Here is a 20,713-nt window from a genome sequence, read left to right as displayed (position 1 = left end):
TTGAAGAAACCAATAACGCATTAAAAAACTGTCTGTTCAAAAGACTGAACTGCAACACTCATTAAAACATAAAAATATCCATGAGGAATTTGCTAAACTAAAATCGAAGCTAGACAAATACCTTTTGTTCAATGAATCAACAAAAGAAATGCTACTCCGCTTTGTTAAGAGAATGGAAATAAAAAAGCAGATGGAACACCGAAAATCTTTTACAGATTTTCGGCTCCTTCTGCTCAATTTTCCCTTAAAACGATCTGCAGCACACACTCCATATGGCTGAACTGCTAATTGTAGATTATAGAGTGCCAGACACCACAAAGGACAGCGCTCTTACCTCGTAAACATCCTTCGCAAGTCAGCCTCTCTTTATACAACACGAATAATTTAGGAATTTACCTGTACATCCATGTTTTTTTCTCTGCTATTTTTTAATGAAACTTTTAATCTAATGGTACAAATACAGAAATAAACAATTGATAATATCAATACATAGAACCATACACGTGAAACAAAATCTGTTTTCCACACGCCTGTTAGAGATAGGAGTGCCGGAATGGTAAGAGTGACCCATGATTGCACGAAGGCTACTTTTCCAATATAGGTATCAATTTTCTTATTAAGAGACATGGATAAAAAGAATAAGAACCATAAATAAGCCCACATTATCCATATTAAAGCATTGATTATGTCATGAAAATGTATGACAGATACAACTGCATATACAATCGCTATGATGGACACCCAGAGAGAGTACCATCCCAATCCGTTGCCTTCAAGGCCTTTTAGCGTAGTAACACCTACATATAAATAGGTAAAGCCAAATAAAAAGATACAAGCTAGATTAAAAATGGTCCAATGATGTTGATCAGAAACAGCAATTAAATAAAATGGCGCAATGACTTGAAAAGCCCCTACAAACAAATTGAAGACTCCCACGCTTTTTTCATTCGCTTTTCCAAACAACATTAAACTGTTTAAAAATAATGTAGCTCCTGAAAGAAATAAACCGACATCACCCATATAGATTGCCGTGAAAAACTCATCTAGCTTCTCACAGCCATATCCTCCTTACTTTTTATTTTTTGAAAAAGGAAAAAGCAATTCCTTTCCACGATCACTATACCAACCTAAAGAACAAATGTAAATGTAGTATTGAAAAAATGTAAAAACGTCTTTTCCCATTTCTCAAAAACATCGTATTTTTCAATTTTTAGAGTGTTCTAATGAAAGACTTATGAAAAAACCAACTAAGCTAAACAACTCTTGTTAAGAGAAAAAAACCGACCGAAAGCATAAAATAGAAAGATTTTCAAAATATTTCAAAATATTTTGTTAACCGATTGAGAGATTGGTGGTATTATCATATTAACAAAATTTAACATATTAAAAAAATAACACGATTAAGGAGGTTTTTCTTTGGAAACGCCAGTAAAACTTATTGATGACCATCCAACTCCGTCTTCTGATAAAAGAACAAACCTTTTTGACCCTACATACCTACAAGTGTATTCAGAATTATCAGACAGACTACATATTTAAAAAATAATACGTTTAGGATGTGTGCGCTTATTATGGAAGATATTTTTTATGTGGATGATTTAAACCAATTAAAAGCCTTGAGTGATCCATTCAAGGTAAAAATTCTATGGGAAATAGACGAAGTACCTAAAACAGGAAAAATGTTGGCAGACCAATTACATTTATCTCCATCTAAAGTACGGTATCATTTAACTGAACTAGAAAAAGTCGGACTCATTAAAATTGATAGAACAGAAGAAAAAATGGTATTATTCAAAAGTTCTATCGAACGGTTGCAAAAAGAATTTCCCTTGAGAAGGTAACTCCATTTATAAATAAGGATGATACCAATCCCAGTAGAGGATTAAAGGAAAGCATGATAATCTCTTTAAACAGATCAGTACAAGTATTGGCTGGGCAAGAGATCGTCGATACTGCTGATGTAAATCAAATTACAGGGGAATACTTTCTGAATGCACAAGAAGTAGAAAAATTCAAGCAAATGATAAAGGACTTATATTCTTTTTTAAATGAAGCAAACCAAAAAAATTTGACTCAAAATCAAGAAGGGGAAAAATATCATGTGAACTTAACTGCTTTTAAAAGTAGTTAAAACGGAGGGTGAACTTTTATAGTGACTTTATTTAAACAGAAACCCTTTTTGTTTTTCTTTTTAGCCCAATTTATTTCACGCTTCGGGGATGGCATAACAACTACTATTGTCTTATATATTATAGGAACTTTGTCAAAAGATCCTTTTTTTATTGGACTTGTTCTTTTAGCACAATATAGCCCTACGCTTTTACTCGGATTTTTTACAGGAACGATTGCAGATAGATTTCCTAAAAATTATATAATGATCGGAGCAGATTTATATCGCGCTCTTGTTATGGTGATGATGACGTTTTCAACACACTCTGTTTGGTTATTAATCATTTTAGTTTTACTTTCCGGTATTGGAAATGCTATTTATTATCCAGCTAGGTCTTCATTTATTCCTCATTTGGTTGGAGAACAACACATTACACAAGCTTTGAGCATTTCTCAAATTATCAATTCTATCATGCAAATTGCTGGACCAGGAGTGGCAGGAATATTACTTGTTCTTACATCACCATCTAATATACTAATGATTGACGCCATAACTTTTTTGTTTTCAGCATTTTTTACGGGGATTTCTGTTAAATTAATTAAATATAAGCAAACAATCAAAAAGAACACTCAACCAAATTTATCAATTTGGAATTCTACAAAAGAAGGAATTAAAATAGTTTTTAACTTATCCCCTCTTACATTTCTCATTTTAATAATACAAATTATGTTTGCTGCCGGTATTTTTAATACTACATCGACTTCACTAATGCTCCAAGTGTTCAATGTTTCCAGTTATCATTATGGAATGATTGAAGCCATGTTAGGTGTAGGTGCATTTTTAGGGGCTGCTATGGGACCATTTCTATTAAGCCATTTCAAACCAGGTTATCTGCTATTTTTTTCAACGATTTTAATGGGTATATGGATGATCTTAGTTATACCTCTACACCAGTTTCCTAACATTTATGTTATTCCTGCTTTATATGTTTGGGTTTCGATAATAGGATTAATTAACTCATTTCTCAATATCCCGATAAGCAGTTTATTTCTTGGATTAACCCCTGAAAATTATAGGGGCAGAGCAATGGCTATTTTACAAATGGCTTCTTATACAGGATTGTTGTTAGGAATTGTGATTTCTGGAATACTCTCTAAATTTTATGGTTCCATATCTGTGACTGCTATATCTGGTTCCTTATTGGTTATTATTTCAATCATAACCGTTAAAACAAAGGGATTTAAAGAACTCTTAACCATTGATAAAAAAGTAAGTAGGAAAAAGAAAAATAGTGTTTTAGTATCAGGAATGGAACAATAAGATGCATTATCATTGCCCGCTAAATCAGAGGAAATTTAGACATAAAATTTTTGCATAAATTATCACTAGTGTTGCATAAATACTGTCATAATTTTCAGTTTAATCACATTTCCTGTTTAAAGCCAAAAAGGTAAATACCCAATCAAGGGTGGCTTTATCTACTTGAAAATTTATTCACAATTAGAGCTGTGCGAAGACAACAATTAGCTTATTAAGGAATGGTTTTTCCTTCAATCTTTCGAAGCCAGATTCTCGCTGGTTTCCACAATGAAGCCCTTAAATAGCGGCTAATTTGTAAGGTTTTTCGCTTACTCCGTGTTTCCATTTGTGCGAGTACATGTAGGCAAAAAACAATAAGAGCGATAAATACTTGATTTTGAATCCCTCATTCACTTTGAGCGTAGAATCTTTTGATGTTGGGATGTTGCTTTATCCATTTACAAAAAGTTCAATTGCCAACCGTGATTTATACATCTCTGAGATTTCTTCGGCACTCAAGTCAAAACGATTGGTGATTAATTGGAGTTCATTCCCTTTTGAATCCCTCACTTCCGCAACGATGAAGTAACACCAAAAATTCTACATCGATTAATTAATCGGTTCGATGAAAAAGAGGACCGCACACCGGTTATTCACTACCGATCTGACTCTCCAACATTTTACAAAAGAAGCAGGAAATCTTTAATTTTTTCCTGCTTCTTTTTTTAAAACTATCTGCGCCACACACTCCACATGTGTTGTATGCGGGAACATGTCGACGGGCTGGATTTCGAGCGTTTGGTAGCCGCCATCTTCGAGAATGCGCAAATCGCGGGCGAGTGTCGCTGGGTTGCATGATACATAGACAACACGCTTGGGCTTCATCGCAATAATCGTTCGAAGCAGCGCTTCATCGCATCCTTTGCGCGGCGGGTCGACAACAATGCAGTCGGCTTGAATGCCTTGTTCATACCAGTTTGGAATGACCTCTTCCGCTTCCCCTACGGCAAACTCTGCGTTGTCGATGCCGTTGAGCTTGGCGTTCCGTTTCGCGTCTTCAATCGCCTCTGGCACAATTTCGACTCCGTACACTTTTTTCGCTTTTTTGGCCAAGAAAAGCGAGATCGTGCCAATGCCGCAATAGGCGTCGATCACCGTTTCCTCTCCTGTTAATTCCGCGTATTCGAGCGCCTTTTCATACAGCACCTTTGTTTGTTCTGGGTTCACTTGATAGAAGGAGCGAGCTGAAATGGCGAATTGAATATCACTGATATAATCATAAATATACTCCGCCCCCCACAAAACCTTTGTTTCGTCTCCCATGATAACGTTTGTTCGCTGTGGATTGATGTTTTGAATAATAGACTTCACGTTTGGCACATTTTCGATGATTTCGCTAATAATTTTCTTTTTGTATGGCAAATCGTCTGTGCGCGTAATGAGAACAACCATCACTTCGTTTGTCACTAGTCCGTAACGCGCCATAATATGTCTGAGTACGCCTTTATGCGTTTCCTCGTTGTATGCTTGTATTCCGTATTTTTCACAAATATTTTTCACCGTTTGCACAACAACATCATTCATTGTCTGTTGGATGAGACAGGCGTCCATGTTAATAATTTCATGGCTTCGCTGCTGATAAAACCCAGCGACAAGCCCGCCTTCTCGCTCGCCCACAGGCACTTGCGCTTTATTGCGGTAGCGCCACGGATTGCTCATGCCAAGTACAGGATGAACAATAACATTTTCAATTTTTCCAATCCGAGCAAGCACTTCTTTGACATGTTTATGCTTTGCCTTTAGTTGTCCTTCGTAACTCAAATGTTGCAGTTGGCAGCCGCCGCATTGTTTATAAATCGGGCATGGCGCGTCCACGCGATCCGGACTTCGTTCGTATAGTTCGATTAAACGCCCGTACCCATACCCTTTTTTTACTTTAATGACCTTTATTTTCGCTTTTTCCCCCGGCAGTCCATTGGCGACAAAAATCGGAAATCCGTCGATTTTCGCCACCCCTGCACCGTCGTGCGTTAAATCTTCAAACGTTACGTCATAATATTCGTTTTTCGTAACTGGAGCTTCTACTTTTGCCATCTTGCCTACTTCCTTTTCGTAAACATGCTGCATTGATTGTATCACACAATGACTTTGGACACAAAAAGAGAACAGGTTACCTCCCTGCTCTCATTTGTTCCGCTTTTTCTTTTGAGACAAATACTTCAAGATGTTGATACAAGTTGACAAACTCACCCGGCAACATCCCGCCGTATTCGCCATCCAAGTTAAGCTGCATGTTGTTCGGGGAGGTCACTTTAATTCGATTCGCTTTTGTGTAAATTAAGTGTGGGTCGTTCACATGTTCACCGCGCGCTGCTAACGTCACTACTTTAATAAACTCGGCTAAATTCGTTTTCTTTAAAATAATTAAATCAAACATACCATCGTTGAGCGAGGAATCAGGCGCCAATTTTTCAAAGCCGCCGACAGAATTCGTAAGCGAAACTAAAAAAAGCATGATTTCGCCTTCGTATACTTTTCCATCATATTCAATTCGCGCCTCAGTCGCTTTAATTGATGGCAGCATTTCAATTCCTTTTAAATAATACGCCAGCTGACCGAGCATCGTTTTCAGCTTGCTTGGTACTTCATACGTCAACTCAGTTAAGCGGCCGCCGCCGGCAATGTTGATAAAATAACGCGTTTTCCCTTCATTCATGACACAGCCAATGTCAATCGGGACCGCTTCCCCTTTGGTAATGACGTCGCATGCTCCTTCAATCGTGCGCGGCACGCCAATCGCCCTTGCAAAATCGTTCGTCGTACCAACGGGAATAATGCCGAGTTTTGGGCGATACTCTTGATCAGCAAGACCGTTTACCACTTCGTTAATCGTTCCATCGCCGCCAGCTGCAACGACAAGATCAAATTCGCGCTCAACCGCCCTTCTTGCCGCCTCAGTCGCATCCCCGGCCCCCGTTGTCGCATGACAGGACGTTTCATAGCCTGCTTTTTCTAATTGAACAAGCACCTCTGGCAAATACTTTTTAAAAATTTCTCGTCCTGATGTTGGATTATAAATAATTCTTGCACGTTTCATAGCCCCATCATCCTACTTATGTTTTATGTGAATTCCACTATTTAACATGATAGCGAAATCGATACGTTGTTGCAAATGATTTCGTCCTAAAAGATAAAAAAGTGGAGACGAGTTGTTAAGTACAATGAAGAAATGTTCTTTCCTCAAAGAAGTGCCTGATTTAGCAGTTGCAAGCCTAGATAAACAGTGAGAAAAGCGAAAACGGTGTAAATCAGTCTCGAAGCCAAACGTTCTTCACGCGTAAAAATGCTTTTCGCTTCGGAGCAAGCTGACCTGATACAAGACAGCTAGACAGTTCCCTCTTAACATGTATACTTTGCTGGTCATTGGAAAAAGGACTGACTTTATCAGCCAGTCCCTTGCCGCTCACTGCTCTGTCTTTTTCTGTTCAGAAATTTGTTGTGTCAATTGGTCAATGCTATTTTTTACGTTGCCTTTTCCGGAAAAGTTCTCAAGTAATTCTTTCACATCAATACCGGAAGATGCTTTCAACGATTCCTGCAATGCTGCCATTAAGTTCGTTGCATAGCTTGTGACCCGGTTTGCTCCACCATTGGCATCACTGCTTCCTGTATCGACGATCGTAATCTTATCAATATTCGCAAGCGGGCTTGCCACTTGTTTTGCATATTCAGGAAGCATTTTTAAAATCATGTCGAGAATGGCCGCTTTGCCGTATTGTTCGAACGCTTCGGCGATTTTTTGTTTCGCTTCCGCTTCGGCCAATCCCTTTAAGCGAATGACTTCTGCTTCGGCTTCCCCTTTTGCTTTTTCCGCTTCGGCTTTTGCAAGCCCATCGATGCGTACCTTTTCAGCTTCCGCTTTTGCCATCGCTTCAATGCGATATTTATGCGCATCGGCTTCGGCCATTTGTTTTGCTTTTTCTGCAGCTGCTGCCTGCTCGACGGCGTAACGGTCCGCATCCGCTTTCTTTTTCACTTCTGAATCATATTGACGCTCGCGGCGTAAAATCTCTTTTTCTTCGAGTTCAATTTGTTTTTGCCGCTCAATAATTTTAATTTGCATTTGCTGTTCGATGACTTCCTGCTTCGCTTTCGCTTCTTCTAGATGGTACGCTTGGTCGGCGCGCGCTTTTGCAATATCTTGCTCGCGGCGGAACTCCGCCATTTTGAGCTGATTGATCTTTTCGGCTTCAGCAATTTCGGTTAGCCGTTCTAATTCCGCCTTTCGTGCCTCTTTATCGGCTTCGGCCCGCTTAATACGCGTTTCTTTTTCCGCTTCAGCGGTGGCGATATCGGCATCGCGTCTCACTTGGGCGATGCGCGGTTTTCCTAACGCATCAAGATATCCATTTTTGTCACGCACATCTTTAATCGTAAACGAAACGATCACAAGCCCCATTTTCGCTAAATCGTGTGAAGCGACACGTTGCACTTCTTGCGAGAACTTATCGCGGTTTTTATAGATCTCCTCAACTGTCATCGAACCGAGAATGGAACGAAGATGACCTTCCAATACTTCTTTCGCTTCATTCTCCATGTCTTGTCTTGTTTTTCCTAAAAATTGCTCGGCCGCTGTGGCAATTTCACCAATGGAGCTGCCAACTTTAATGATCGCCACTCCATCCGCCATGACCGGAACGCCTTGCTCTGTGTATACTTCTGGCGTTTGCACATCCAGCTTAATGGAAAGAAGGCTGAGCGGTTCGGCCTGTTGGAAAATCGGTAACACAAATGTTCCGCCGCCGCGCACAATTTTGATTTTATTTCCAGATTCGTCGACATGAACATTTTTACTGCCAAGATAACTACCTGTGACGATGAGCGCTTCATCAGGCCCCACCGTGCGGTAGCGCAACATAAAGATTGCTACCAAACCGAGAAGCAATAGTACTACGACTCCAATGACTACTAAGATCGGCATCATAAAAAATCCTCCCCCTTTTATTGCAGTGGAATATAATATGGATCGTGCTTCGCGACTGTCGCGAAGCCGTTTTCCATTTTTACAATGATCACTTCTGTTCCTGATGGAATCTCTTCGTTTTTTACACCTTTTGCTGGTTTCGAAATCGTACCGCTTGCTCCTTGAATGAGAATTTCACCAAATCCATCTTGTGGAACGGTGACAATGACTTTGGCAATGCGTCCTTCTAAATCCGCTTCTGAATAATTTAGTGAGGCTTCTGCGGAGCGAAGCGGGATGAATACGAAAAAGTGCAAAAGCAACACAATGATGAACGCAATCCCAGCACTAATAAGACCAATGAAGCCTTTTGACATACTCATATATTTTTCAAACAAATAACCAGATGCGCTAAACACAGTCAAAAATGATAAAATTAGCTGCGGGCTCAACAAGGGGTGATCGGGCACATCAAAAATCCCATCTAACATATCGCTTAGCAAAATATAGACAAACGTCAAACTTCCGCTCACAACGAGCAGAATGATATAAATAGTTTCCATCGGATATCCGAACATTTCTTATCACTCCCTTTTTTTGCCCATATTACCTAAATATACGAATTATCCGATAAAGTGTTTCATCTTTTTTCACTTATTTTTCACGAAGGTTTGTTATGATGATAAAATAAAGGAAGGAAAACGAAAGGGAGAAGGAACAAATGAAAATTTTGCTGGCAGAAGATGATCCATATTTAGGTGAATTGATTGTACATATGCTCAAGAAAAAAGGGGTCGATAAAGTCGATTGGGTCGAAGAAGGAGAAGATGCGTATGATTATGCACTTGCTTCCTTCTACGATGTTGTTATCTTGGATTGGATGCTGCCAAATGGAGATGGCGTAGATATTTGCAAACGTCTCCGCAAAAAAGGGTATTCAGGGGCCATCCTCATGCTTACAGCAAAAGACGCGGTGCAAGATCGCGTCGAAGGGTTAGAAGCAGGAGCAGATGATTATCTCGTTAAGCCATTTGAAATTGATGAACTAATGGCGCGCTTGAAAGCATTGTCGCGGCGCACATTCGTACCGATTCAAGAGGAGACGATTCAATTTAAAGACTTTGTTCTCAATCGAACAAGTCATACACTGCATCGCGGCGATAAAGAAATTTTTTTGACGCCTCGTGAATTTCAGCTTCTCGACATGCTGCTGCAAAATAAAGGGCGGGTATTATCTCGTGAAACTCTTTTCGATCGCATCTGGGGATACGATGCAGATGTTTCGATGAAAACTATCGATGCCACTGTCAAACTTCTTCGAAAAAAACTTGATGCTGACATTATTCAAACCGTACGCGGGGTGGGATACAAAATTGAAGAATAAATTCCTCTCCTTCATTGCAAAAAACAAACAGGATATGTTTCGTCTCACCCAATTGCGTTTAACCGCCCTTTACAGCGGAATTTTAATGATTTTCTTAACGGTATTCATCATTATTGTTTATTTCCTGCTTTACATGATTATCACAAATGACCAAGAGCGAAGGATTACGAGCCTTGCCGAGCAAGAAATGAAAGCGATTGAAGACATTTTAATCGAACAAACGAATCCCGACTTAATCGACAGTCAAAACGTTGTGTTTTTAAACGAAGACCAGTTCTTTTTTTATGTCATTGACCCGCGCGGACAGCTTATAATGGGGGATGAAATCAATAAAGGACTCAGACCGATCCTTCTTAAGGAGCTGCAACAATCAGCTCCAAAGGAAAACGAGTTAAAGTATGTAGATGTTAATCTTCCGTCCCATATGTATGAATTTTCAAGGTTCCATTCACCTGAATTAAGACTTCTTACCATTGCCCGACCCATTATCATTCGCAATCACTTTATCGGGATGCTATATATCGGAATGGATGTCACATCGTTTTCGAAAGTTTTCAAATGGTTACTTATTGTTTTGATCGGGCTAGCGATATTATTTATTGGTGTCGCTTTGTTATTGAGCCACTTTATGTCAAAGCGGGCGCTCGTCCCCATTCAAGAGTCATACAATCGTCAGCGTGAATTCGTTGCCAATGCCTCTCATGAGCTGCGGACACCGCTAAGCGTCATTTTTTCATCTGTCGAGGCATTGGAGATGGACGGAGAAATCACTGCAAATGATTTTAGTCAAAAAATCTTGCATCGTCTGCGGGAAGAAGTGAAGCGAATGACAAAGCTGATCAATGACTTGCTGACACTTGCCCGCTCAGACTCCGAACACGCTTCGCTTGAATTAGTAAAGGACATTTTTGATTTTCGCCCACATGCAGAACGGACGTTACAATCATTCGAAGATTTAGCGATGAAAAAAGAAATACACCTCCATTTCGATGCTCCGGAATCTGTCATTATTTCTGGAGATACTGATAAGTTAACGCAACTATTGTACATCTTGTTAGACAATGCGATTAAATACACACCGAATAACGGGGAAGTCACGTTACAGCTTCGCGTCGAACCATTCAAACATCAACATATGCTCACGATCTCTGTCAAAGACACGGGAATTGGCATCCCGCGTGAAGATATCGCAAGAATTTTTGATCGGTTCTATCGCGTCGATAAAGCGAGGTCGCGCCAGTACGGCGGCCATGGTCTTGGATTGTCGATTGCTAAATGGATTGTTGATGCCCATAAAGGACGAATCGAAGTCCATAGTGAAGTGGGGAAAGGAACCGAGTTTATCGTGAAAATTCCTTTTTAAACCAAGGTGCTTTTCGCAACGAAAAGCGCCTTTTTTTCTTTTTTCATAAAAAATTTTTCAACTTGTCCTTGTTTTTCACCTAATTTTCTCTTTTCTTTTCTACAATGCAAAGTGTAAATAAGCTCTAAACAAAAAAGGAGGTGAAAAACTGAGTGAAAAAGCGAACGATCGTCCTACTGCTTCTTCTCTTAGCGGTCATCGTGTACGGCACGATTCAGATCGGCGCTTTCATGAACATCGGATTTGGCCGGGGATATCACAATATGCCAATGGCAGACATACCTCGCCACTATGGTCCATTTGTTAAGCATCATCATTTCGCCTTCCATTATGGTCCAAGAGGTGACTTTATGGAACCAAGTGGATGGATGCTGTTCGGGATCATTCCGATTCTTTTCCAACTAGCCATGATCGTCATTGGTTGGATCATGTGGAAAACAGCAAGCCGTTCCCGTGCTTGGAAGTGGACAGGGCTTGCGCTCATGGGAGTTGGGGTAGTAGCACTTCTGCCAAAACTATTGCTCATTCCGCTTGGGTTAATCGCAGCTTACATGATTTATAAAAAAACAAAATATGAAACTGTTAACGAGGATCTTTCAGCATTAGCAATTCCTAACGTAAACCAACGTCACTTTTTAGATGAATGGGAAAAGAACATTCGGAAGGAGGAACAATGATGGGACTTTTGAAGCGCGTCAAAAATGTCGTGCTCGCGGATTTGCATGAGCTCGTCGACAAATTTGAAGATCCTATTAGCATGACAAAACAATACCTTCGCGACCTTGAGGAACAAATCGAAAAAGCCCAACATGCGTTAGCACAACAGTTTATCGTCGAACGTCGCTATGAAGCGCTCATCCAGCAAGCTGAAGAAATCGTGGAAAAACGAGCTCGCCAAGCTAAGCTAGCAGTTGAACGAAACGAAGAATCCATTGCGAAAATGGCGTTACAAGAAAAACTCGCTTACGAGAAAAAACTTTCCTTGTACAAGCAACAATACGACACGCTTAAGGAAAAAACAACATACTTAACCGAACAATTGAAACAGTTAAAAGAAACGTACGAAGAACTAAAGGTAAAACAGCTCGACTTAATCGCGCGTGCTAATGCTGCCAAAGCGGTGAAACAGATTAACGCATCGCTCGTTTCCTTTCACCCGGATCATGCGCTAAAAGGCTTTGCGCGTATGGAAGAGCGTGTATTTGCCCTTGAGGCCGAAGCAAAAGCAAGCAGTTACTTATATGAATCACACAAAGCACTTCATTCTTCTTCACAATTAGAAGAGGAAGTTGAAAAAGAGCTAGCCCAATTAAAAGCAGCCCGATAATTTTATAGCCTTGTACTCTATAACCCCCCTTTTTATATAGATTCCCTCCCCCTTGCGTAACAGCGAGGGGGCTTTATTATGGAAACAACCAAAAAGAAAGCAGTGGACATCCATACACCCTTCGCCTTTTAGGTCACTTTTTAACAGTTTTGAAGGACTCTGCCCCCTAACATGTTAGTTAACGCCTCGCTCCTGCCTGCACATCGTCTGGAGAAGGGAGGATTTGCGAAAAACGTGTTAAAATTTTCATGAGAGGTCTACTCGTTGGAAATGCTCTACTGTTGGAGATGGATCATAGAAGTGATGCAATAAAGCTTTCCACTCTTGGTAATCTGGTGATTGACGAAAACCAACTGTATGGTCTTCAAGCGTTTCCCACTGTATAAGAAGAAGATATTTTCCTTTTTGTTCTATACAGCGTTGGAGTTCGTGGTGAATATACCCTTTCATCTTTGAAATAATGCTTGATGCTTTCTTGAATGTCTTCTCGTACTCTTCTTCCATCCCTTCTCTGACTTGTAACATGACAGCTTCTAAAATCATTGAATCTCCTCCTTTTTCACCATGGAAAACTACGAAAAATACCGATGTTTCCTGCCGTTTTTTTTAAAACCTTCCTCACTTATTTCCGATGCATTTTAAATTCAAGAAATAACTCATTGTAGTAAGCGAGCATTCGTTTTCCTAAATTTTCATACACTTCTAAGTTGCCGATGGAGGTAAAATCGGGATAGAATCGCTTATCATCAGTAATCTCTTTCGGCAAATACTCAAGCGCCTTTTCGTTTGGCGTAGAATAGCCGACATATTCGGCATTTTTCGCTGCGTTTTTTGGATCAAGCATAAAGTTGATGAATTGATGGGCCCCTTCGATGTTCTTCGCCGTCTTTGGAATGACCATGTTATCAAACCATAAATTCGATCCTTCCTTCGGCACGACGTAATCCAGCTTTTCATTTTCTGCTATCATCTCGGCCGCATCGCCGGACCAAACCACACCGACAGCTGCTTCTTCATTGGCGATCAGCATTTTAATTTCGTCCCCGACAATGGCTTTAATGTTTGGCGTCAGCGTATCCAGTTTGCGTTTTGCTTCCCGTAAATGCGCTTTGTTCGTGTCATTTAACGAATAATGAAGACTGTTAAGCCCCATGCCAATGACTTCACGCGCGCCGTCTACAAGTAAAATTTGATTGCGTAAATCCTTGTCCCATAAGTCATTCCAGCTCGTAATTTTTTTCCCGCCAAGCATGTCACGATTATAGACAATACCGACGGTACCCCAAAAATACGGAACGGAATACGTATTATTCGGGTCAAATGATAAGTGTAAAAAACGAGGATTGATATATTTCAAGTTTGGTAGCTTTGAATGGTCAAGCGGAACGAGTAATCCCTCTTCCTTCATTTTACTAACCGCATATTCAGAAGGAACCGCTACATCAAATGTCGTTCCCCCTTGAGCGATTTTTGCCATCATCGCTTCGTTCGAATCAAATGTTTGATAAATGACTTTCATGCCAGTCTGTTTTTCAAACTTTTTAATCAGCTTCGGATCGATATAATCCCCCCAGTTGTAAATCGTTAAAGTATGATGCCCGGAATATCCTTCCGCTTTATTGAGATGGAAGGCAATATACATAAGGGCGAATGCTGTTACGAAAACAGCTGCAAATAGTTGCACGAGCTTTTTCATTTTCTTCCCCCCATTCCGTACAAACGGCTGCTTCTTTGACTAATGAAGTAGTAGCCGACCACAAGAAGAACAGTAAACAAGAACAGAAGGGTTGACAACGCGTTAATCGAAAGTGAAATCCCTTGGCGTGCCCGCGAGTAAATTTCCACTGACAATGTTGAAAATCCGTTTCCCGTCACAAAAAACGTCACCGCAAAGTCATCAAGCGAATACGTCAACGCCATAAAAAAGCCGGCAAAAATCCCTGGCGTAATGAACGGCAAAATGACTTTGGTCAACACGTTCCATTGATTCGCCCCTAAATCGCGCGCGGCATCAATCAAGGTCGGACTCATTTCTTGCAGTTTTGGCAACACCATTAAGACGACGATCGGCACGCTAAAGGCAATATGCGACAACAGGACAGACGTAAATCCAAGCTGAATACCTATGATAGTAAATAAAATCAAGAACGATGCACCGATGATGACATCGGGGCTGACAATGAGAACATTATTGAGAGTAAGAAGAAGATTTTTCATTCTCCGCTTTTTTACATAATAAATAGCAAGGGCACCCATCACTCCAAGAATGGTAGAAATGGCTGATGACAAAAGGGCAATCACGAATGTATTCAACACGATAATCAGTAAGCGGGTATCTTGAAATACTTCCTTGTACCATTCAAGAGTAAATCCTTGAAAATGATGCATCGTCCCTCCGCTATTAAACGAATAGTAGATTAAATAGAAAATCGGAGTGTACAAGATGACAAACATAATAATTAAATACAGATTGCCCCATTTTACCTTTCGTTTCATACTTCGTCCCTCACTTCCGATTTCCCGTTATAATGACGACAATCGCCATGGCAATAATTAAGAATACTGCAATCGTCGCTCCCATCCCCCAGTCCTGGGTAACAAGAAAATGCTCTTCGATCGCCGTACCAAGCGTAATCACGCGATTGCCAGCTATTAAACGTGTGATCATAAATAACGACAACGCCGGAATAAACACCGCTTGGCATCCCGCTTTCACACCATCGATAGTCAGCGGAAAAACCACCCGACGGAATGTTGTCCAAGCGGAAGCACCAAGGTCCCGTGCCGCATCGACAAGCGACGGATTCAATTCCTCAAGTGCATTAAAAATTGGCAGCACCATAAAAGGAATAAAAATATAAACGGACACAAAAACAAAGCTAAAATCAGTAAATAAAATTTGTTTCGTGCCGATTCCAAGGGTTTCTAGCACCGCATTGGCAAGCCCATACGTCCCAAAAATTCCAAGAAACGCATATACCTTCAACAACAAATTCACCCATGTCGGCAAAATAATCAACAAAAGCCATAACTGTTTATGTTTTGTTTTCGTTAACAAGTAAGCTGTTGGATACGCGATAAGCAAGGAAAACACTGTAATCAAAAACGCATACCAAAAAGAACTGAACGTCATTTTTAAATAAATCGGCGTAAAAAACTTTTTATAATTCGCTATGGTCCACTGCCCCTCAATATCGAAAAAAGAATAGTAGAGAATAAGCAAAATCGGTGCCACGACAAATAAGACAATCCATAGTACATATGGAATGAGATAAACATTGCGTGTATTATGTTTCATCGGAACCCTCACCATCAGATACTTCTTGCGCTTCACTTACACGCATCACATGAATCGCTTCTGGCTCAAAATAAAGTCCGATTTCCTCTCCTACTTCTGCTTTTTTCGTTGAGTGGACAAGCCATTCATTTCCATGTTGGTCATAACAACAAAGTTCATAATGAACTCCACGGAACAATTGAGAATCTACACGAACTTGCAGTTTCCCTTGATCACGTGTCGTAATTTCCAAGTCTTCCGGGCGAATTACAACTTCAACAGGCTCATTCGGACAAAACCCTTGATCGACACACTCAAACCGTTTTCCCGCAAATTCAACAAGAAAATCCGCAACCATCGTTCCCGGAAGAATATTCGACTCCCCAATAAAATCAGCAACAAACCGATTCACTGGTTCATCGTAAATATCTTTCGGCGTACCGCTTTGTTGAATTTTTCCTTTATGTAGCACAAAAATTTGGTCCGACATCGCCAATGCTTCCTCTTGATCATGGGTAACAAAGATGAACGTAATCCCTAGACGGCGCTGTAATTCACGCAATTCATACTGCATTTCTGTCCGAAGTTTCAAATCAAGAGCTGACAGTGGCTCATCAAGAAGAAGCACTTCTGGCTCATTGACAATCGCCCGCGCAATCGCCACCCGCTGCCGCTGGCCACCAGACATTTCGCGAATTTCTCGATGTTCATAGCCCTCTAAATTGACAAAACGAAGCGCTTCAGCCACTTTCTCTTGAATATCGGCATATTTCATTTTTTTCACACGCAAACCAAAGGCAACGTTTTCAAACACATTTAAATGGGGAAATAACGCGTAATCTTGAAACACCGTGTTCACCTGGCGCTTATTCGCAGGAACATGGTTGATATTTTTCCCATTAAAATAAATCGTTCCCTTCGTCGGCTCGATGAATCCAGCAATAAGTCGAAGAATCGTCGTCTTCCCACACCCAGACGGACCAAGCAGTGTATAAAATTTCCCCCGTTCAATTTCAAAACTCACATCATCCAACACAACAAGACCGTCATACTGCTTCGTCACATGCTCAAAACGAATAATGAGATCTTTCGACATAAGCCCCACCTCTCGTTGAAAGAAATATCATGATGGCTTTCATCGCACCTTCTATCTGCCATTTGAATGTTCATACAATGAAAATTGATTCCAATGATCGTAAAGCCATAGGCTTCCTATCATCACTATTAGAACATGGCGGAGTGGAAAGTGCAATTGAAAATTTCGAAAAATGTCAAACATAAAAAACCACTCCCCAACACAAAAACGGAACAACAAGGGAGCGGGTAAAGCAATCGCGGCGAAGAAATGTCACCACTTGCAAACAAACGGGCAGCTTGTAGTTAAGAGAAAATCCACACACCGCAACAGCGACTTGAAAGAGCTGATATGAGTTCAGTTTCTCATAGTTAAGATACAAATCGTGTTGCCGGAACAAGTTCTTCCGGATTCTTGGTTGGTTTCAATTCCTTATAGTTAAGATAAAAACCTCATTGCCAAGACCAAAGAAGCAGCCGACCAAAAACAAAAAAGGAGAAAATCAAAAACACCGTTCATAATCGAACGGTGTCAAACATTTCTCCATCCGTTCAATAAAAAATCCAACGGTTGGAATACGAAATATGAGTAAACGGAATATATTGTTGTTCTCTCATATCATTTTCTTTCCTAAAGTTTATCATTTCAAAGAATCCCGGTAAATCATCAATATTTTCTTCCGTAACTTTCTTTATGATCTTTAGATATAGCTCTTGTTCAAGATCCTCTCTATGTTCAATTGGAGTTGAGTAAGTACTTTTTTTATAATTGGTTTGAGCATCTGGATTACTTCTTCTATCAAGATAGTGTTATCAGCCATCAACTCACTCCTTGTTTCGTACTACAGTTGCCAAGTTAACAATAGCATCCTCCAACTTCTCCAGTCTTTTCTCAAACCGATACAATAAATAAATAGTAATGGCTATAGGGAACCCAACGTTTCCAATAAGTTGCACAATATTAAAGTCATCCATTGGATAACTCCCTCCTTAACTTGTCCAATGCAGCTTTTCTTGTTTTAGAAACAGCCTGTTGTGAAATCCCTAATTTATTGGTTATTTCTCTATCTTTCATGTCTTGGAAAAAAGAATACTTAATCACTTCTTTTTGACGTTCTGTGAGGTCTTTTATGGCGTTTCTGATGTCCTCATTAGTTATGTTGTCTTCCCATGTTTCCAAAGGTATATCTAGGGTGTTTTGGGTAGGATCAGCAATAACATCTTTCATGGTTATACTTTCTTCTCCGTCGATGGGAGCATCTAAAATTAACAAAAACCTATCAGCTATTTTTCTTCTTTTCTTATCAAAATGTTTTGCTTCAAAGCCCATCGTTTTAGAGAAATAAGAAAAAGTCTTTATTTTCAAACAATACGATTTAAACGCTTCATTTATCCTGTCCAAATTTTCCTTGGAAGGCCGGGATAAGTATGCTCTTACAAGTTCATTTCCTTCTTCACTTTTAACAAAAGAGTCAGACAAAGGATTTTGAATGGCTTCCAAACTACATAGCCTACTCAATCTGACCCCCTCTTTAGACTGTTATGCTACCAAAAAACACGAATATATATTCGGTTTTTTAGCAAAAAAATAGGAATTTCACTTACCTATATAATAAAGGGGGTTCAAATTTTCAAAAATAAACTATCTAGAAATTTATTCCAAATCACTTTTTATTACATTTATGATTGGTATAGCCTTCCTTGATATTTTAGCACAGAACTTATGTTCTTTTCTGGTGAAAAATAATTAGAACATACCAACCATATTCTAATCGATGAAGCTCCTCTAACTAGATTATTTACAATCTCTAATGTATTTTTGTAATCATATGAACCAAATAAGTAAAAAATGGTTTTTAATATAAAAATTTGATACAATGAGAAAAATAGATATATTGGGGTTGTTTGATGAAGAAACTAATTATAAGTATTGCAGCAGTTGTTGTTTTAATTGGAGGGGGATGTAACCAACCTTATGATGAAGCATATGATGAAGAATACTTCATTCCTAAAGATTTTAAAGGATGCGTTTACACCGTGTACAACGTACAAGGAGCACCTCCTTTAGAGGTAAGAGATTACACAATTCTTTACAAGTTCGATAAGGATGGTGTGTTGGTCACGTCCTCACCTGAAAATTTTGGATGGGAAGGAAAAGAGCACTCTGGCTTCTTTGAAAGCCGATATTTTTATGTCGATGAAAATGGTAAGAAAATATCGGAAATTCCACAAAAAATGATTAGTCCACCTGTATTTGGAACCTATACAAGTGAAGATGGAAGAACTATTACAAGACAAACCTTTTCCGTTGGAGATAAATCCGCGTCATGCGACACTAATTACGGCAAGATTTTAAATAAATTAAAATAAAACATAGCATGGTTTCAAAAAATATAAATAATAGTTGTTATTTAAACCTAAAAAACTCCTTTTTTAAGTGTAAGGTGCAGCATCTTACAGAAACTTAAAAAAGGAGTTGTTCTTATGGCTAAACTCGAGTTACGTGTGCGTACATTTATTCCTGATAAAAGGATTTATTTTGCAGCGACAACTCTTACATTTATTATCTAGGAGATAATCGTAGTGAAGCATGGGAAGGGAGTTATCGTACATCACAGCGCTTCGTGATCGACACAGCACCTACTAACTATAGTGTATCAGCTTACGCCGATACAGGTACAACTGTTCGAGAAATATATGACAGAAATACTGGTAAACTTATTTCTACTACATCAGCTAAAGCCTCAACTTCTGGTCTTACTTACAAAAACGTGTGGAGGACGGTATTTTATATTTGGATATTACATGTTCAGTAGCTAATCCATTAGAATCTTTAGCACCGGCCATTGATTATGAATTCACATTAAAAGTAACTTGTTTGGGAAGTGTTCGTATCACAGGTCAACATGATGGATTCCCAGCATATGAATTTTGGAGAAAATTTGATGGAAAAAGTGCTGAAATTTATTAATTTAATTATAGAATAAGAAGGCAAAATGATAACGTAAAAATACTCCTTATATTATACGAAGTTCCTTAACTTTTTTAAGAGAAACTCCCTTTTTCTTTAAAGCGTACACAGTGTAAAAACTTTCTCAATCTCCTTCTACTCTAATCTATGTGAAAGATTATTTCGCTTTCAATCCCTCGTAGTTAAGATAAAAATGATAATGGAAACGTCAGGTTTGAAACTACAGAGGATAGTTTCAATTGCTTATAGTTAAGATAAAAACACTATGTGGAGTGGGTCATTGTAACCGAAATCACTAGTTTCAATTCCTTATAGTTAAGATAAAAACGCAATCGTAACGTTAGCTGTGCCGCCGTTGACGGTGTTTCAATTCCTTATAGTTAAGATAAAAACTCAATCTTCCAGTCTTTCGGGTAATGATAAAAGATAGTTTCAATTCCTTATAGTTAAGATAAAAACCCAGACGGCTCCCTACAGACCGTACCGTTCTCCCAAGTTTCAATTCCTTATAGTTAAGATAAAAACTGAATTTTATTTTTATATTCTTCTACAGCTTCAGGCGCGTTTCAATTCCTTATAGTTAAGATAAAAACACTATTTCCCGAATCATCGAAGCCTTTATCAAAAAAGTTTCAATTCCTTATAGTTAAGATAAAAACACACACGAAATTCTCCCTTCAAATTTTTATTACTATGTTTCAATTCCTTATAGTTAAGATAAAAACGATGTGTTATTAGAGGAGTATCATTTTGTGGGGGAGGTTTCAATTCCTTATAGTTAAGATAAAAACTCTGCGAATGAGAGTGCAGGCGTTGTGTCTGCGATGTTTCAATTCCTTATAGTTAAGATAAAAACACGTTGGTTTGAAAAATCTGTGAGAAAGGATGTTGTTGTTTCAATTCCTTATAGTTAAGATAAAAACAACAGCAAACACAGAAAGTAGC

At 39.3% G+C, this 20,713-nt stretch carries 21 protein-coding genes, 1 pseudogene and 1 CRISPR repeat array (1 of these 23 cut by a window edge); of the genes and pseudogenes, 9 read left to right on the top strand and 13 right to left on the bottom strand.

Annotation, left to right across the window (positions count from 1 at the left end; genetic code table 11):
- Window positions 1–384: 384 nt before the first annotated feature.
- Window positions 385–1,020: an AmiS/UreI family transporter gene (locus ISX45_RS17700; protein WP_181557490.1), complete on the bottom strand. Its 636-nt coding sequence runs from the start codon at window positions 1,018–1,020 to the stop codon at window positions 385–387.
- Between the two features lie 551 nt (window positions 1,021–1,571).
- On the opposite strand from ISX45_RS17700, the gene ISX45_RS19770 reads away from it, so the two are divergent.
- Genes ISX45_RS19770 through ISX45_RS17690 form a run of 3 tightly spaced genes read left to right on the top strand, consistent with a single transcriptional unit; the run spans window position 1,572 to window position 3,430 of the window.
- Window positions 1,572–1,841 (top strand): winged helix-turn-helix domain-containing protein, encoded by a 270-nt coding sequence (locus ISX45_RS19770; RefSeq protein ID WP_228485582.1) that lies wholly within the window; start codon window positions 1,572–1,574, stop codon window positions 1,839–1,841.
- Between the two features lie 53 nt (window positions 1,842–1,894).
- Window positions 1,895–2,131 (top strand): hypothetical protein, encoded by a 237-nt coding sequence (locus tag ISX45_RS19765; protein ID WP_228485581.1) that lies wholly within the window; start codon window positions 1,895–1,897, stop codon window positions 2,129–2,131.
- Between the two features lie 21 nt (window positions 2,132–2,152).
- A complete protein-coding gene (locus tag ISX45_RS17690) occupies window positions 2,153–3,430 on the top strand; it encodes an MFS transporter (protein ID WP_228485580.1) in 1,278 nt (425 codons plus the stop codon).
- A gap of 211 nt (window positions 3,431–3,641) precedes the next feature.
- On the opposite strand, the pseudogene ISX45_RS17685 reads toward ISX45_RS17690, so the two are convergent.
- The 5 genes and pseudogenes from ISX45_RS17685 to ISX45_RS17665 form a co-directional block, all read right to left on the bottom strand.
- A pseudogene (locus tag ISX45_RS17685) lies at window positions 3,642–3,979 on the bottom strand (transposase); the annotation flags it as partial.
- A 132-nt stretch (window positions 3,980–4,111) separates the two neighbouring features.
- Entirely contained in the window at window positions 4,112–5,503 is a 1,392-nt protein-coding gene (gene rlmD / locus ISX45_RS17680; RefSeq protein ID WP_194519536.1) for a 23S rRNA (uracil(1939)-C(5))-methyltransferase RlmD, read from the bottom strand.
- A gap of 76 nt (window positions 5,504–5,579) precedes the next feature.
- Window positions 5,580–6,506, bottom strand: coding sequence for a diacylglycerol kinase (locus ISX45_RS17675; RefSeq protein ID WP_181557487.1), 927 nt, complete (start codon window positions 6,504–6,506; stop codon window positions 5,580–5,582).
- Window positions 6,507–6,872: 366 nt separating this feature from the next.
- Window positions 6,873–8,393, bottom strand: coding sequence for a flotillin lipid rafts scaffold protein FloT (locus tag ISX45_RS17670; protein ID WP_194519535.1), 1,521 nt, complete (start codon window positions 8,391–8,393; stop codon window positions 6,873–6,875).
- 17 nt (window positions 8,394–8,410) lie between these two features.
- Window positions 8,411–8,950, bottom strand: coding sequence for an NfeD family membrane protein (locus tag ISX45_RS17665; protein ID WP_194519534.1), 540 nt, complete (start codon window positions 8,948–8,950; stop codon window positions 8,411–8,413).
- Window positions 8,951–9,093: 143 nt separating this feature from the next.
- Here ISX45_RS17665 and ISX45_RS17660 point away from each other — a divergent pair, with 143 nt between their 5' ends.
- The 4 genes from ISX45_RS17660 (at window position 9,094) to ISX45_RS17645 (ending at window position 12,446) form a co-directional block, all read left to right on the top strand.
- On the top strand, window positions 9,094–9,756 hold the full coding sequence (locus ISX45_RS17660) for a response regulator transcription factor (protein ID WP_181557484.1): 663 nt from the start codon (window positions 9,094–9,096) through the stop codon (window positions 9,754–9,756).
- Window positions 9,757–9,790: 34 nt separating this feature from the next.
- The gene (locus ISX45_RS17655) at window positions 9,791–11,119 is read left to right on the top strand and encodes a sensor histidine kinase (RefSeq protein WP_373367415.1); all 1,329 of its coding nucleotides are present in this window, start codon (window positions 9,791–9,793) and stop codon (window positions 11,117–11,119) included.
- 152 nt (window positions 11,120–11,271) lie between these two features.
- On the top strand, window positions 11,272–11,796 hold the full coding sequence (locus tag ISX45_RS17650; protein ID WP_194519533.1) for a hypothetical protein: 525 nt from the start codon (window positions 11,272–11,274) through the stop codon (window positions 11,794–11,796).
- A complete protein-coding gene (locus ISX45_RS17645) occupies window positions 11,796–12,446 on the top strand; it encodes a PspA/IM30 family protein (RefSeq protein ID WP_181557481.1) in 651 nt (216 codons plus the stop codon). Before ISX45_RS17650 ends, ISX45_RS17645 begins: the two co-directional genes overlap by 1 nt.
- A gap of 246 nt (window positions 12,447–12,692) precedes the next feature.
- Here ISX45_RS17645 and ISX45_RS17640 read toward each other — a convergent pair whose 3' ends face one another.
- The 7 genes from ISX45_RS17640 to ISX45_RS17610 form a co-directional block, all read right to left on the bottom strand.
- Complete coding sequence (locus tag ISX45_RS17640) at window positions 12,693–12,989, bottom strand: antibiotic biosynthesis monooxygenase family protein (RefSeq protein WP_194519532.1); 297 nt, start codon at window positions 12,987–12,989, stop codon at window positions 12,693–12,695.
- Window positions 12,990–13,068: 79 nt separating this feature from the next.
- Window positions 13,069–14,142 (bottom strand): ABC transporter substrate-binding protein, encoded by a 1,074-nt coding sequence (locus ISX45_RS17635; RefSeq protein ID WP_194519531.1) that lies wholly within the window; start codon window positions 14,140–14,142, stop codon window positions 13,069–13,071.
- Window positions 14,139–14,942 carry an ABC transporter permease gene (locus ISX45_RS17630; protein WP_194519530.1) on the bottom strand — a complete coding sequence of 268 codons (804 nt, stop codon included), beginning with the start codon at window positions 14,940–14,942 and terminating at the stop codon, window positions 14,139–14,141. Before ISX45_RS17630 ends, ISX45_RS17635 begins: the two co-directional genes overlap by 4 nt.
- A 10-nt stretch (window positions 14,943–14,952) precedes the next feature.
- Window positions 14,953–15,744 carry an ABC transporter permease gene (locus ISX45_RS17625; RefSeq protein WP_194519529.1) on the bottom strand — a complete coding sequence of 264 codons (792 nt, stop codon included), beginning with the start codon at window positions 15,742–15,744 and terminating at the stop codon, window positions 14,953–14,955.
- On the bottom strand, window positions 15,734–16,819 hold the full coding sequence (locus tag ISX45_RS17620; protein ID WP_194519528.1) for an ABC transporter ATP-binding protein: 1,086 nt from the start codon (window positions 16,817–16,819) through the stop codon (window positions 15,734–15,736). The genes ISX45_RS17625 and ISX45_RS17620 overlap by 11 nt, the downstream gene beginning before the upstream one ends.
- Window positions 16,820–17,622: 803 nt before the next feature.
- A complete protein-coding gene (locus ISX45_RS17615; RefSeq protein ID WP_194519527.1) occupies window positions 17,623–17,772 on the bottom strand; it encodes a YvrJ family protein in 150 nt (49 codons plus the stop codon).
- Window positions 17,765–18,298 (bottom strand): sigma-70 family RNA polymerase sigma factor, encoded by a 534-nt coding sequence (locus tag ISX45_RS17610; RefSeq protein WP_194519526.1) that lies wholly within the window; start codon window positions 18,296–18,298, stop codon window positions 17,765–17,767. Before ISX45_RS17610 ends, ISX45_RS17615 begins: the two co-directional genes overlap by 8 nt.
- 407 nt (window positions 18,299–18,705) lie before the next feature.
- Here ISX45_RS17610 and ISX45_RS17605 point away from each other — a divergent pair, with 407 nt between their 5' ends.
- A complete protein-coding gene (locus tag ISX45_RS17605) occupies window positions 18,706–19,167 on the top strand; it encodes a DUF6843 domain-containing protein (RefSeq protein ID WP_194519525.1) in 462 nt (153 codons plus the stop codon).
- Between the two features lie 424 nt (window positions 19,168–19,591).
- On the top strand, window positions 19,592–19,768 hold the full coding sequence (locus tag ISX45_RS17600) for a DUF3238 domain-containing protein (RefSeq protein WP_267240186.1): 177 nt from the start codon (window positions 19,592–19,594) through the stop codon (window positions 19,766–19,768).
- A 165-nt stretch (window positions 19,769–19,933) separates the two neighbouring features.
- Window positions 19,934–20,713: a CRISPR direct-repeat array (repeat unit 30 nt; unit sequence GTTTCAATTCCTTATAGTTAAGATAAAAAC) (it continues 768 nt past the right edge of the window).

Origin of the sequence: Thermaerobacillus caldiproteolyticus (assembly GCF_015326725.1) — a bacterium.
Classification (GTDB): domain Bacteria; phylum Bacillota; class Bacilli; order Bacillales; family Anoxybacillaceae; genus Thermaerobacillus; species Thermaerobacillus caldiproteolyticus.
This window is presented reverse-complemented; position numbering and strand designations above follow the sequence as displayed.

What these genes read in the sequence shown, in the direction of transcription:
- ISX45_RS17700 (WP_181557490.1), bottom strand. Translation starts at nt 1,020, where the DNA reads ATGGGTGATGTCGGTTTATTTCTTTCAGGAGCTACATTATTTTTAAAC.
- ISX45_RS19770 (WP_228485582.1), top strand. Translation starts at nt 1,572, where the DNA reads ATGGAAGATATTTTTTATGTGGATGATTTAAACCAATTAAAAGCCTTG.
- ISX45_RS19765 (WP_228485581.1), top strand. Translation starts at nt 1,895, where the DNA reads ATGATAATCTCTTTAAACAGATCAGTACAAGTATTGGCTGGGCAAGAG.
- rlmD (WP_194519536.1), bottom strand. Translation starts at nt 5,503, where the DNA reads ATGGCAAAAGTAGAAGCTCCAGTTACGAAAAACGAATATTATGACGTA.
- ISX45_RS17675 (WP_181557487.1), bottom strand. Translation starts at nt 6,506, where the DNA reads ATGAAACGTGCAAGAATTATTTATAATCCAACATCAGGACGAGAAATT.
- ISX45_RS17670 (WP_194519535.1), bottom strand. Translation starts at nt 8,393, where the DNA reads ATGATGCCGATCTTAGTAGTCATTGGAGTCGTAGTACTATTGCTTCTC.
- ISX45_RS17665 (WP_194519534.1), bottom strand. Translation starts at nt 8,950, where the DNA reads ATGTTCGGATATCCGATGGAAACTATTTATATCATTCTGCTCGTTGTG.
- ISX45_RS17660 (WP_181557484.1), top strand. Translation starts at nt 9,094, where the DNA reads ATGAAAATTTTGCTGGCAGAAGATGATCCATATTTAGGTGAATTGATT.
- ISX45_RS17655 (WP_373367415.1), top strand. Translation starts at nt 9,791, where the DNA reads ATGTTTCGTCTCACCCAATTGCGTTTAACCGCCCTTTACAGCGGAATT.
- ISX45_RS17645 (WP_181557481.1), top strand. Translation starts at nt 11,796, where the DNA reads ATGGGACTTTTGAAGCGCGTCAAAAATGTCGTGCTCGCGGATTTGCAT.
- ISX45_RS17640 (WP_194519532.1), bottom strand. Translation starts at nt 12,989, where the DNA reads ATGATTTTAGAAGCTGTCATGTTACAAGTCAGAGAAGGGATGGAAGAA.
- ISX45_RS17635 (WP_194519531.1), bottom strand. Translation starts at nt 14,142, where the DNA reads ATGAAAAAGCTCGTGCAACTATTTGCAGCTGTTTTCGTAACAGCATTC.
- ISX45_RS17630 (WP_194519530.1), bottom strand. Translation starts at nt 14,942, where the DNA reads ATGAAACGAAAGGTAAAATGGGGCAATCTGTATTTAATTATTATGTTT.
- ISX45_RS17625 (WP_194519529.1), bottom strand. Translation starts at nt 15,744, where the DNA reads ATGAAACATAATACACGCAATGTTTATCTCATTCCATATGTACTATGG.
- ISX45_RS17620 (WP_194519528.1), bottom strand. Translation starts at nt 16,819, where the DNA reads ATGTCGAAAGATCTCATTATTCGTTTTGAGCATGTGACGAAGCAGTAT.
- ISX45_RS17615 (WP_194519527.1), bottom strand. Translation starts at nt 17,772, where the DNA reads ATGGATGACTTTAATATTGTGCAACTTATTGGAAACGTTGGGTTCCCT.
- ISX45_RS17605 (WP_194519525.1), top strand. Translation starts at nt 18,706, where the DNA reads ATGAAGAAACTAATTATAAGTATTGCAGCAGTTGTTGTTTTAATTGGA.